Source organism: Flaviaestuariibacter amylovorans (assembly GCF_039541815.1).
Classification (GTDB): domain Bacteria; phylum Bacteroidota; class Bacteroidia; order Chitinophagales; family Chitinophagaceae; genus Flavisolibacter; species Flavisolibacter amylovorans.
The window spans coordinates 182,365-195,256 of record NZ_BAABGY010000002.1; the positions used below are offsets into that span (position 1 = coordinate 182,365).

The following is a 12,892-nucleotide window of genomic DNA, read 5'->3' on the forward strand; positions in this document are numbered from 1 at the left end:
AGAAACCGGGCTTATGCGACCACTGCTCCTCGCGCTGCTGCTCTTCGGCAGCCTGCTCTCTCATTCCCAGGCGCGCTTCGCTTCCAACAGCGGGTGGGTCGTGCTGAAGCCCGCGCAGCTTGCGCGCTGTAAGGTGGAGGTAAGCGCCGATCCCTTCATCGCCAGCACCAAACTGGAACTGGAATTCTACAATCCCAACGACTCGGTGGTGGAAGTCCGGCACTACCTCAACCTCGATCCCGACCAGGCGGTCACAGGCCTCGAGCTCGACCTCAATGGGCATTTCCGCGAAGGCAGCATCGAGGAGCGCTGGAAGGCCCGCCATGCCTACCAGGAGATCACCGGGCAGCGCATCGATCCTGCCCTGTTGCAGATGGACGGAGAAGGACGTTTCTTCCTGCGCGTGTACCCGGTGCCGGGCCACGGAAGGCGACGGGTGCGGATCACCCTGCAGCAGGTACTTCGTATGGGTAAGGACGGAGTTGCATACCAGCTTCCCCTTTCGCTGCGCGACACGCTGCAGGAGCTCGACGTGTCGGTAAATGTGGTGCGCGCCCCTGCGCTCCCGCTGGCGGGGGGCGGATTCCTGGCCGGCCGCAGCTTTGTTTCCGCTGAAGGAGGCTACCGGTTGACGCGTAGCGAGCGCGGCGTGGTGCCGGCTGCGCCCGTGGCGTTTGTGATGCCCCTGCCCGGGAGGTCCTGGTATTGCGGGTGGCAGCAGGAGGGAGGCACCGGCTTTCTGTTGCATGTGCAGCCGCAGCCCGATGAGTGGGTGCCGCTGAAGCCGAAGAGCGCGCTCGCTGTTTTGGATCCGGGCGTATTGGCCTTCAGCAGGGATCAACAGCGTGAGCTGGCCTTCCTTAAGGAGTATATCTGGATGCATGGCATCAGCCGGCTTACGGTGCTGGTGTTGCGCGGCAACCGGAACGACACCCTGCACTACAATGCCGCGCAGCTGCGTGCCGGCGCCTGGGCCGATTCGCTCAGCAAGATGTCCTACGGCAGCTACGAGCGCCCCAGGCTGGTCGACCTTTCCGGGTTCCAGGCCGATGTAGGTTTCCTGGTTGCGGGGTGGAACCTCTCCGGTGTTCCGGTGCGCGGGGGCCGCATGCCCGTATTCCAGCTGCGCAACCGAAACAATACCGCGCTTCACGCCGAGGGCGAGCGCGCCGAGGCGCTGCCCCATGTGGACCTTTCCCTCGTATCCTTGTCGGATGCCGTCGTGTCGGCCAGTCGCGTCCGGAGCGGGCTCACGGGCTTGCGCCGCACTTCGGGCCTGCCGGTACAGTACTACGCTACTACCGATGGCGGATGGACGGTCTACGGCGAGCTCGCCCCCGGCGATACCCTTCAGGCCCTGTACGGCGACGTGCGTACGGAACAGGTAGACGGACAATGGCGGCTGCCCGATGGTGCCGGCTGCAACGGTATCGATGCCACGCGGGTGCAGGCCTTGCTTCAGTACCGCCTGAAGCTGCGCACCGACTGGACGGAGCAGCTGCGCTTCGGAGCCCGCAACGGCATCGTCACCTACTATGCCTCCTACATCGTGCTCGAGCGCGTGGAAGACTATATCAAGTACAATATCCGTCCGCCCAAGGACCTGGAGGAAGAGTGTGCCCGCCGGAATTTTGTGTGGCAGGACCGCACGCACCTGCTCAAGGACTGGACCGAGCTGGAGCTGCTGCAGGAAGCGGCAGCCGAGTACGGCAAGCGGCTCCGGATGTGGAACAGTGAAGCTCCCGCCATTGCTGTGGAGTCGCTCCCTGTGGTTAAGACAGAACAGGCGAAAGTAGCTTCGGCCGCTACCAGTACGGCAGGCACCCAGGGCGGGCAGCCGCTCAGCGGATCTGCACCCGGACTGAACGGGAACCGTCAGCAACTGAGCGAGGTGGTCGTAGTTGCTATGGGGCAGACGCGCGTTGCCCGTGATATGACCACTTCCGTAGCCAGGGTGCGGTCGGCAGAGATCACCCAGGCGAAACCCCTGACGCTACAACAGGGACTCACCGGCAAAGTGTCGGGGCTTTCGATCCAGCAAACCAACAGCAGCGTGTTCGCCGACACCCGCATCACCCTGCGCGGCGTGCGCTCACTTACGGGCAACAACCAGCCGATGCTGGTGGTGGATGGCCTACTGGTGCCGCTGAATTCGATCTCCTATATCAACCCGAATGATATTTCCGACGTCACGATCCTGAAGTCTTCCTCTGCCGCCGCGATCTATGGCGCTGACGGGGTCAACGGGGCGATTGTAGTGACGCTGAAAAAGGGAAGTCGCTACGGTTACGCGCAGTACGATGGACGGAACCTGTACCGGCTGAAGGACATGGAAGATGAGTGGTTCCTGACCGAATGGAAAGAGACGGAGCCCGCGAAGCGTCTGGACAAGTACCGGCAGCTGCGCCAGGAGGCCCGGTTCTCCGGGAACTCGAAGTTCTACTTCGATATGGCGCAGGTGCTCCATGCCGACGGGCACTTGGGTGAGGCGATGGGCGCCCTCCGCGTGGTGCTGGATTCGCTCGCGCCACGCAACCACAACGCAAAGCGCGCCGCGGCCTACCTGATGGAGGAGTTCGGGCAGCTCACGGAGGCGATCGCCCTGCACCGCCAGCTGCTCCGCGCCGGCGGAGAGATCCGTAGCTACCGCGACCTTGGTCTCGCGCTGTACCGAAGCGGGCATATCCAGGAAGCGGTGGACACGATGTATGCCGCCGTCCGGAAGGATTGGCTCCTGCGCGGCGAGCGGGTGCTGCCCTGGAAAGGACTGCTGCTGCAGGACATCAACATGATCGCGGCCGCGCACCGGGCAAACCTCGACCTGTCGGCGATACCGGAGGCGCTGCTCCGCCCCGTGCCCGCATCACTCCGCATCGTGGTGCAGTCGCTGGATGCGAACAGCTCCGGATACTTCGAAGTAGCAACACCCAACGGAAAGAAGATCACCCGCCAGCAAGGAAAGACGAATGAAGACGGCCTCATCAGCAACGGTAACCTGGGCGATGGGTTCGTGGAGTACCAGGCAGCGAAGGAGCGACGCGGTACTTATGCACTGCGCCTGCGGGCTTATTACTCCGCGATGTGGGACCGCGATGCGCCTTCGATGCTCCGGGTGCTCGTGTGCCGCACGGCTGAAGGGCAACCGCCCGTGCTGACCGTGCGCAACGTCACGATGGATAATCAATACGGTGCCGTCGAGTTTGCCGAGGTGCCGGTTCCGCAGTGATCGTAGAAACACGGTTTTGCATAAACGCTGCAAAAATATTCTGGACGAAAAATTTGTTGGTACGCATTTCGTTTCTCTATTTTTGCCACGCAAACAACAGATCATAAAAACAACAACCATGCTCCGCATCACATTAAATAACAGCTATAAAGGATTCAGCCCGATGGGCGATCTTTTCTGCGGGGCCTGTATGGTTGAATGGTAGTGTAAACCAGAACTCAACATACTAAACCCCGCGGGCAACTGCGGGGTTTTTTGTTTTCCGCAGCGGCCCGCCCGCCATAAATCTCTTTGCTCAAAAATGAATTTGTGTAACGAACCGATACATACCCGCTCCATCGGACGCACCGCGTTCCTCCTGCTGCACGCCGCCGGCTCCCTCCAAAGCTGCACCGGCAGCCGCCTGGACGGCGCATGCCCCGACCCGAGGCCCCACCCTGCCTGTTAGCGCATACGCGTTACCGATAGCAGCCCGGCCCCGGAAGTGGTACCGGGCTTTTTTGTGTCGCTATTGATAACCGTTAAAACAACAGGTATGGAAACAGGAAGGTATTGGGTGATCACCCGCTCGGGACGAAAGTTCCTCGTAGAGGAATGGGGCAGCAACCACGTGCAGTGGGGCGACCTCGATCCCGCCACGAAAAAGCTGCACAAGGTGCGCGTAAAGGACGTAGAAGAAATTGGTGCCCACAACAGCATCATCAGCAAGGAGCGCGGATTCAAGAACATCTGTTTTCTCACCCCGGGCACCTCGGCGCTCGGCTACATCGACCTCATCGACGACTCGGGCGTTGAGCGTATCGAAAGCGCCGACGTTCAGTATGTCGACTAAAAGTTGTCTTTGAACCGGTCGCTCCGCTCCTTTTCGTCAGGCGTTAGGCGTGAAGCGTGGGCGGAAGTGCCTGGCATGAGTCGTTTTCTGCTCATTCCGCAACCGCGTTTATGCATCATTATGCTACAAGAAGGTATTGATTTAGCGACAGCGTAAATAATAAAGGAGGTCATCATGAAGTTCCTCATCGCGGTGCTTGCCGTGCACTGGCTGCTGCAACGACTGCTGCCGGTGAAGCGCGGGGCCGCCAACGAATAAAGCTGCACTGCAGCAACAAGCTTCCTTAACGGGAAGAAGGGTATCAGCGATCGGAAGCCCGGACCAGGCGTGGGTTTCTGTATGGCCCCGCAGTGCGGCGTCGCCTCGGCGTCCGTATGCTGCCGGCACCGGTACTGTGCCCTCCATAACCTGTGGGTCGAAGGTTCAACTCCTTCTGGCGCTGAAAACGCCATAGCTCAGTGGTAGAGCAACAGACAACCTGGGTTCGATTCCCAACCTGGCTTGAAACACCAGTTCTGGTAGAGAAGCGCTCAACACGCTTGCGGAGACGGTCGCTCCACAAAGGCCGACAACAAGGAGCCCGGCGCGTTTTCCGGATGTGCATCACCGTTAGGTTGCTGTACGTCGCCCGGGAAGCTGCCAGCGGCCGGATCGCCGGCCTGCGCTTACGCCCGCTGCCTGTCGTTGTTCACCCGCTCCCGGCAGGGGTGGATCCGGCAGCCGGCCCGCCGCGGCGCAGGAGGAGCCGGCCCCGCAACCGCCTGGGTGGAAACGAAGCCGGGCTCTTTTATTACGAATGATTAAAACAGAGATACGATGAAAAAGGTACGCATCGCTGCCGGACAGGCAGCACTGGTTTTCCGCAACGGCCACTACCGCCGCTTCCTTACCGAGGGGGTGTACTGGCTGTGGGCTTTCGACCAGGTTATGATCTACGACCGTGCGCAGCCCTTCGTGCCGGCACAGGAACTCGCCCTCCTGCTCCGCGACGAAGCACTGGCGGCCGAACTGGACGTGGTGGAAGTGAAAGACGGGCACATCGCGCTCCAATACACCGGCGGACTGCTCACCGCGGTGCTGCAGCCTGGTCGCTACGCGTTCTGGAAGGGGCTGATCGACTACCGCTTCGTGTTCGTCGACCTGACGAAGATCGACATCACCGAGCCCATCGACCGGGCAACGCTTACCGGCAAGCTGGTAGCGCCCTATGTGCGGGCCAACACCGTGGAAGCTTACGAGCGCGCCGTGCTCTTCGTAGACGGTAAGTACGTGGGCCAGCTGGAGCCCGGTGTGTACCTGTGGTGGAAGAACGCGATCCCGATCCAGGTGGGAAAGGTCGACACGCGGATGCAGCAGCTCGAGCTCAACGGCCAGGAGATCCTGACCCGCGACAAGGCCATGCTGCGCGTGAACGCCTATGCCCGATACGCGGTCACCGACATCGAAAAGGCGCTCCTCGAAAACAAGGAGCACGAGCGCCAGCTTCATGTGCAGGTGCAGCTCGCGCTGCGGGAGTACATCGGCGGCTACGGCCTCGACGAGCTCCTCGAGAAGCGCAACGACCTCGCCCCCAACGTGCTGGGCTCGGTGCTGGCTATGGCGGCCGGTCTCGGTGTGGTAGTAGAGCACTTCGGTATCCGCGACATCATCCTGCCTGGCGACGTGAAGGAGATCATGAACAGCGTGCTCCTCGCGGAGAAGAAGGCGCAGGCCAACAGCATCATGCGCCGCGAGGAAACGGCGAGCACCCGTAGCCTCCTCAATACGGCGAAGCTGATGGAGGAGAACGGCATGCTGTTCCGCCTCAAGGAAATGGAATACGTGGAGAAGATCGCCGAGAAGATCGGCAGCATCTCCGTGGGCGCGCAGGACGGTGTGCTGGAACAACTCCGCACGCTCCTCGTGCCGCGCAAATAAGCAAGACCGGGCGGGTACGCCCGCCCGGTCTTTTCACTGGCCCGTAGCTCAACCGGCAGAGTACGTGACTCTTAATCACGGGGTTGTGGGATCGTAGCCCACCGGGCCAACCAGAGAGGATCTCAGATCACGGATCTGTGATTTCAGATTTAAGAAAAGAAGTAAACCGAATCAAAATGAAGAAGACGGAACTGTTCGTAATGACCCCAGGCAAACCGCTGCAGCCGCGGCGCTGCAGCCATTCATGGCTACACAAGCGATCATTATGGACAACAAACGGGAACAACATGAGGACACCGATATCGGGTGTTACCGGCTTCGATCAGAGCGGCGCAGGAAGCGCGACCGGATCGGGGCGATAGAAAAGCAATTGCGTTCGCTCGACAAGCGGCGCTGGGAGCTCAACGCACAACGGAGGGCACTGCCCTTCATACCCCTGGAGCCACCGGTGCAGAAGGGGTGGATCCGGTACTTCGTAGTACGCGACGATGTGGCGCGCAGCGACAAAGGCGCGTTTTACGAAGGGCTGCTCGCGAAGCTGAACACGCGCGACTGGAGCTACCGCAAAGACTTCCGCGTGCGGGGCAGGTGCCACGGTAAGAAGGTCTACCTGGTGAAAGACCAGAGCCTGCGGGAGTGGCACGAGTGGGAGTTTTTCAGGCAAGGCTTCACCGATGCCGAGGCGCGCTGCTTTTATGCGGAGGATCGTTACGACCGGCACAGCGGACGGCTCTACCGGGTCTTTGTATTCAGCGAGCCGTGGCGATACGTGCTGCAGGTGCGTCCGAATATCATCGACAAGGTGCGGCTCACCGACCCGGAGCTGGAGTCGGAGGAGCAGCGCCTCGAAAACAACATCTTTCGAAATGCACTGGACCGGCAGATACAAAAGGTACTCGACGGCGCTGTATACCGCTGGCGCGACTATGCGCCAAAGCCGTGGGAAGGGCACCCGTATAAACACTGGCCTACGGGCCGGATACTGGATCGGATAAAAGAAGAATCAGAATGACCGCAGCACCTGTGCTGCACCAAACAAAGGAGGTAACTATGCTTGCACGACTTTTCCGCCGCCGGATCGCAACGCCGGCCGGCCTGTTCAATGGCGCCTTTTTCGACGTGCGCACCCTGTTCGTACTCGAGCACGACGAGCTGCCCTCGGTATGCCTCGTGGCCGACATCGACGGCGCACGTGCGTACGCCTTCCTGAACGAGCGCATCGGCGCGCACGTGGAGCGGACCTACCAGCATACGCACTTCGACCACGAAGAAGGAAAGCTGCTGTTCACGAGCACCATCTACGTGCTGCCCGGCAAGCGCATGATCGAGGTCGGGGCCAAGTACGTAGAAGTACTGCACGCCGGCGACTTTCACTTTGCGCACAGCCTCGCGAAGGAGCTGGCCGCCTTCAGGCTTTCGCCGCGCGAAGCGCCCATCGGCTTTGTGCGCAACGGGAACCTCAATTGAAACAAGAACGAATCATCACGATTAAAAGAACCATCAAATGGACCAACTGATAAGCCAGCGGCACTTCAACGCCGGCAGCGTACTCGATGGCCGGTTTCTCGACAGCAAGACGCTGTACCTGCACCGCTTCGGACGCCTTCCGAACCTGTACGTGGTCGAGCGCATCAACGCGGAGAAGGCCTACGGCCCGTTCCGGGAGCGCTTCGGACACCTTATCGAAGACGAATACCAGTATCGCAACTATGATAAGGGGCGGAAGCGGTTCGAGTTCGACGAGACCTTCTTTATCCTGAAGAACGGCTGTATCGTGTTGCTCGATACCTATTCGGAACTGCTCCACGATGGCACGCAGGAGGCCTTCGTCAACGAGGCGGCCGCCTTGCTGAGCAGCTTCCGCGAGCGCAGCAAGCGGCAGCCCCGGGAGATCAACCTCATCGTGCGCGGCGCCTCGGGATTGCAGCTGAAGGCCATGGAGATCAGGCCCGCAAAGCTCGATGTGGACCTTTTTTACGAGGCGGATTTCGCGCCGGTAGACGCCGTGATCCGGAAGCGCCTCGGAAGGAAAGACGACAAGGGCATCGTGTTGCTCCACGGCCTGCCGGGAACGGGAAAGACGAGCTACCTGCGCTACCTCGTAGGCAAGATCAACAAGCGGGTCCTGTTTCTGTCGCCCAACGTGGCGGGGAACCTTACCGATCCCAGCTTCATCGACCTGCTGGTAGACAATCCTAACACGGTGCTCGTGATCGAGGATGCGGAGAACGTGCTCATGGACCGGCGGGCGAACAGCCAGTCCGGGGTGTCGAACCTGCTCAACATTTCCGATGGCCTGCTCGCCGACTTCCTGAACGTGCAGCTCGTGTGCACCTTCAACAGCCCGGTGGCGCTTATCGACGCGGCACTGCTGCGCAAAGGGCGCCTCATTGCCCGCTACGAGTTCGGCAAGCTGGGCGCCGAACGGGCGCAACGGCTCAGCGATCACCTCGGGTTCAGGAGTCGCATCACGCGGCCCATGACCGTAGCCGAGATCGCCGGGCAAAGCGAGCCCCAGCTGCCGGAGCAACGCGTCGAGGTCATCGGCTTCCGATCGGCAGTGCTGGACAACTGAGCAGCGAGAAAGAACGCGGCCCCGAAGCTTCGGGGTGATGGTCCAAATGATTTACGCCGATGAGCTATATCCGTGCCCATCTTGTAGCATCCGTTCTATCCGTGTTCCTTCTCTCTGGATCCTGAATCAAAACAAACACACAACCAAGCAAAACAAAATGACATGAACCGGGTACACAAATGGCGGCGGCTGGATGGCAGGCCCATCCGGCGGCCCATCGAAGAAGAAGTAAGAATGACGATCCTGAAGGAGCTTGCCTGCGGCCACCAGTTGCAGGTAAGCATCGGCACCGACAGCCAGGTGAAAGGCGGCGACACGGCCTTCGCCACGGTGATCGTATTTCTGCGGAAAGGAAAGGGCGGATTTCTCTTCATCAGCTCCGAAACGTTGCGGCGGCCCATGACCGTGAAGGAGCGGATGCTGGAAGAGGTGGCGCGGAGCATCGAGGTGGCCTACGCCCTTGCGGATGTGTTTGCGCGGTACGGCCTCCCCGTGGAGGTGCACGCCGACATCAACCCCGACCCCAAATTCCGGAGCAACGAGGCGCTGAAGGAAGCCATGGGCTATATCATGGGCATGGGCTTCGCCTTCCGGGCCAAACCGCACGCCTTCGCCTCTTCGAGCTGCGCGAATAAGATCGTGCAGTAAGATGTGAGATCCCAGATCGAGGATCTCGGATCTGGATTTCAGATTTCAGATTTCAGATTTCAGATTTCAGATTTCAGATTTCAGATTTCAGATTTCAGATTTCAGATTTCAGATTTCAACGGAACTTGTTAAGGTAGTTCATTTCCAGGTCGGCGCATGAAGCAATAAGTGCACGAATATTGAACCGGATAGCACATATCTGTAAAGACTGACTGATCTGTAAACGACCCTTACCAATAGACCAATAAACAAATAGACAAATAGACGCAAATGGCAAAACTGAAAATAACAGGAAAGGACCTGCGGGGGATTGGTTATCCCGAGTCGCCGGTCATCTCGCTGGCAATGGGGCTGATGGAGAAACACCATAAGCACAGCCGGCTGGAAGATGTGCTGAAGATCCTGTCGAACGTAAAAGCACGGCCGGAGGATTACCTGGAGCACCCGGTGCTCGGCAAGATCGCCGAAGGACTGGTGCCGAAGCCGCAGCCCGGGGATACGGAGATCTCGCTGAACGGCGAGGGGATCTCGTTCCCGATCTTCGGGTCGGCCTTCATCGAGCAGGGCGCGCTGAGCCAGATGTACACCGCGGCGAAGCTGCCGGTGGCTGTTGCCGGCGCGCTGATGCCCGACGCCCATGCGGGCTATGGCCTGCCCATCGGGGGGGTACTCGCTACCGACAACGCAGTTATCCCGTACGGGGTGGGGGTGGACATTGGCTGCCGGATGTGCCTGTCGGTGTTCGACATCGACCCGAAGGAGCTGAACCAGAAGACCTCGTTTTTCACCAAAACGCTCGGCGAGGTGACGCTCTTCGGCTCCGGTGCCGTATTCCAGCGGGCCGAGGACCACGAAGTGATGGAGCGGCGGGAGTTCCGCGAGATCGCGCTGCTGAAAGGGCTGCACGGCCGGGCCTGGAAGCAGCTCGGTACCTCGGGCTCGGGCAACCATTTCGTGGAATTCGGCCTCGTGGAGATCGATGAGCTCGACCCGGTGCTCGGGGTGCCGGCCGGCGCTTACCTGGGCGTGCTGTCGCATTCCGGTTCGCGGGCCCTCGGCGCCAACATCGCCAATCACTTCACGAAGGTGGCCAAAGAGCTGCGACGTCTGCCGCAGGAAGCCGCTAACCTCGCCTGGCTTTCGCTCAACGAGCAGGAGGGTCAGGAGTATTGGCTCGCGATGAACCTGGCAGGTGACTACGCCTCGGCCTGTCACCACGTGATCCACGAGAAGGTGGCCAAAGCCCTGGGCCGGAAGCCGCTGCGCCGGGTGGAGAACCACCACAACTTCGCGTGGAAGGAAAAGTGGGAGGGCCGCGACGTCATCGTGCACCGGAAGGGCGCCACGCCGGCCGGCGAAGGGGTGCTCGGCATCATCCCCGGATCGATGACTGCTCCCGGCTTTATCGTGAAAGGAAAGGGTGCGTCGGCTTCGGTGAACTCGGCGTCGCACGGGGCAGGGCGTCGGATGAGCCGGACGGCCGCTATCAACAACATCACCCAGCATGCGCTGCAGGACGCCCTGCAGGAGCACGGTGTGACCCTGATCGGTGGCGGGCTCGACGAGGCGCCCGGGGCCTATAAGGATATCCGCGAGGTGATGAAGGCGCAGACGGAGCTTGTAGACACGCTCGGCCGTTTTTACCCGCGCGTGGTGCGCATGGACGGCGCCGCCCACAAACCCTGGCAGAAGAAGGCCCGGAAAGTGGAGGAAGACGATGCCGGTGAAGTGATGGGGGAGTAGAAATCAAAATTCAAAAGTAAAAAGTCAAAATGGGTGGGGCCTTCGGGTCCCACTTTTTGTTACTGCTTATAGCTGGTTCCGGCGCGTTAATGCGGTCTTGTGCCAACCATCGGTCCCCATCCGCCCCACCGGTACCATCCGTGTTCTACCGCTCCCGGGCACAGAAAAGCCCCGTAGAGACAGGGCTTTGTTCTTAACCAACTGCAGCGCGGATGTTGGAAACCGACGCTGGAAAATTTATTCCCCGGCCCGCCATCGCTGCGGGCCGTTGTGAAAACAAGCGGCTTCAAAAAAGGTTCAGTGAAAAAGTGCGCGTACGTGGGGCCAGAACAGCAGGATGCCGATTATGGCGGCCCCGGCGGAGGTCCAGAGCACCGCCCCGGCGGCGCCGTCCTTGATGCGGCCGATGAGCGGGTGGTAGTCGGTGCTGTAGAGGTTGCACAGCGTTTCGAGCGCCGAGTTGAGCATTTCGAGCGAGATGACGGCCGCAATGCAGGCCAGCAGCACGATCCACTCGGCCCGGCTGATCCCGAAGTAGAGCCCCGCCGCGATCGCCACCAGGGCAACGGCGCCCTGGATCTGCCCGTTGCGCTCCGTGCGGAAGAATGCGCGGATGCCCCGCGCCGCGAAAACGAAACTTTTGAGAAAGGTGCGCATAGGGCGAAAATAATGGGGGAATGGGATAATGGGGGAATGGGGGAATGGGGGAATGAGCGAAAAGGTTCAGGAGGGTGGAGGGGGCGCCGATTCATTCATTGCGGCCGAGATAAAGGTCATTGCTGCTCCACCAGCTGGCGAATCGCAATGACGTCAGCCTCCGTGCCGCCGTGCCTCCGTGCCGCCGTGCGAAACAAGTTCTGCCGCAGGCGGTACCGAAGTTATGCGTGCTCCGCGTCTCCGCGTCTCCGCGTGAAACCCGCGTGCCGCTTTGAGAAAAGCGAGGCGCTTGCGCCGGGAAGCCCGTGTTCCATTGCCGTCTGGTGAAACCCCCGCGCGCTTTCCCTACTTTTGATCCCACACAATTGCTATGGCTATTCGCATCTTCGTTACCGGCGGCACCTTCGACAAGGAATACAACGAGCTCACGGGGCAGCTCTTTTTCAAAGACTCGCACCTGCCCGAAATGCTGCAGCTCGGCCGCGCGCGCGTCGCGGTCGACATCCGCACGCTGATGATGATCGATTCGCTGGAGATGACCGACATCGACCGTGAGCTCATCGCCCGGCATTGCCAGGAGGTCGACGATACGATGATCATCATCACCCACGGCACCGACACGATGGCCGAGACGGCCAGGGTACTCGCGCAATCCGTGCAGGGAAAAACGATTGTCATCACCGGCGCCATGATCCCGTATAAATTCGGGTCCTCCGACGGGCTCTTTAACCTGGGCTCTGCCATCGCTTTCGTGCAAACCCTGCCGCCGGGCGTATACGTGGCTATGAACGGCCGCTACTTCAATGCCGGCAACGTGCGCAAGAACAAGCTCACGGGCGAATTTGAAGAGCTGGCCTCTTGATTGCATAGGGTTGGGGAAACATCCTGCCATGCCTGAAAGCCGCAAGCGCCCCGGGGCGCATTACGAAACGCCCGCCGATATTCCCGCCAGCCAGCGTACCCACGCCTCCACGATCCTGGCCCTCCTGGTGGCCCTGTTCGCCGCCATCATTGCCTGGTTCCTCGGCGCCGGCACCACCACCCTCGTCATTGCCGTGCTCGTTGCCGCCGCCGCCGGCTATTTCGCCGGCAAAGCCATGGAGCGCAACGCCGCGCGGAAGTAGGTCGCAAGACGGCAATCGGGAATCGGCAATCGGGAATGCTGGCGCCAGGCGGCAATCGGCAATCGGGAATGCTTACGCCTGATTACAAGAGAACGTCCTGCTATAGCGGGACTTTCTCTTTCGCCGCGCATTGCCGATTCCCGATTGCCGATTCCCGATCCCCGATCCCC

The 12,892-nt window shown here is 60.6% G+C and carries 11 protein-coding genes and 1 tRNA gene; 11 read left to right on the top strand and 1 reads right to left on the bottom strand.

Features of this window, described 5'->3' with window-relative positions:
- Positions 1 to 13 precede the first annotated feature (13 nt).
- The 9 genes from ABD937_RS03150 to ABD937_RS03190 all read left to right on the top strand — a co-directional run bounded on the left by ABD937_RS03150 (position 14) and on the right by ABD937_RS03190 (position 10,941).
- Positions 14 to 3,226 (top strand): VIT domain-containing protein, encoded by a 3,213-nt coding sequence (locus tag ABD937_RS03150; protein ID WP_345253308.1) that lies wholly within the window; start codon positions 14 to 16, stop codon positions 3,224 to 3,226.
- 535 nt (positions 3,227 to 3,761) lie between these two features.
- On the top strand, positions 3,762 to 4,058 hold the full coding sequence (locus tag ABD937_RS03155) for a hypothetical protein (RefSeq protein ID WP_345253310.1): 297 nt from the start codon (positions 3,762 to 3,764) through the stop codon (positions 4,056 to 4,058).
- Positions 4,059 to 4,874: 816 nt separating this feature from the next.
- Positions 4,875 to 5,975: a slipin family protein gene (locus ABD937_RS03160; protein WP_345253312.1), complete on the top strand. Its 1,101-nt coding sequence runs from the start codon at positions 4,875 to 4,877 to the stop codon at positions 5,973 to 5,975.
- 37 nt (positions 5,976 to 6,012) lie between these two features.
- Positions 6,013 to 6,088: transfer RNA gene (locus ABD937_RS03165), tRNA-Lys, on the top strand.
- 152 nt (positions 6,089 to 6,240) lie between these two features.
- The gene (locus tag ABD937_RS03170; RefSeq protein ID WP_345253314.1) at positions 6,241 to 6,987 is read left to right on the top strand and encodes a hypothetical protein; all 747 of its coding nucleotides are present in this window, start codon (positions 6,241 to 6,243) and stop codon (positions 6,985 to 6,987) included.
- 38 nt (positions 6,988 to 7,025) lie between these two features.
- Positions 7,026 to 7,442: a hypothetical protein gene (locus ABD937_RS03175; protein ID WP_345253316.1), complete on the top strand. Its 417-nt coding sequence runs from the start codon at positions 7,026 to 7,028 to the stop codon at positions 7,440 to 7,442.
- A 37-nt stretch (positions 7,443 to 7,479) separates the two neighbouring features.
- Positions 7,480 to 8,550, top strand: a complete 1,071-nt coding sequence (locus tag ABD937_RS03180; protein ID WP_345253318.1) for an AAA family ATPase — start codon at positions 7,480 to 7,482, stop codon at positions 8,548 to 8,550.
- 162 nt (positions 8,551 to 8,712) lie between these two features.
- On the top strand, positions 8,713 to 9,198 hold the full coding sequence (locus tag ABD937_RS03185; RefSeq protein WP_345253320.1) for a ribonuclease H-like YkuK family protein: 486 nt from the start codon (positions 8,713 to 8,715) through the stop codon (positions 9,196 to 9,198).
- A gap of 270 nt (positions 9,199 to 9,468) precedes the next feature.
- A complete protein-coding gene (locus ABD937_RS03190) occupies positions 9,469 to 10,941 on the top strand; it encodes an RtcB family protein (protein WP_345253322.1) in 1,473 nt (490 codons plus the stop codon).
- A 297-nt stretch (positions 10,942 to 11,238) separates the two neighbouring features.
- Here ABD937_RS03190 and ABD937_RS03195 read toward each other — a convergent pair whose 3' ends face one another.
- The gene (locus ABD937_RS03195) at positions 11,239 to 11,598 is read right to left on the bottom strand and encodes a diacylglycerol kinase family protein (protein ID WP_345253324.1); all 360 of its coding nucleotides are present in this window, start codon (positions 11,596 to 11,598) and stop codon (positions 11,239 to 11,241) included.
- A 370-nt stretch (positions 11,599 to 11,968) separates the two neighbouring features.
- On the opposite strand from ABD937_RS03195, the gene ABD937_RS03200 reads away from it, so the two are divergent.
- A complete protein-coding gene (locus tag ABD937_RS03200; RefSeq protein ID WP_345253326.1) occupies positions 11,969 to 12,460 on the top strand; it encodes an asparaginase domain-containing protein in 492 nt (163 codons plus the stop codon).
- A gap of 28 nt (positions 12,461 to 12,488) precedes the next feature.
- Positions 12,489 to 12,722, top strand: a complete 234-nt coding sequence (locus ABD937_RS03205) for a hypothetical protein (RefSeq protein WP_345253328.1) — start codon at positions 12,489 to 12,491, stop codon at positions 12,720 to 12,722.
- Positions 12,723 to 12,892 lie beyond the last annotated feature (170 nt).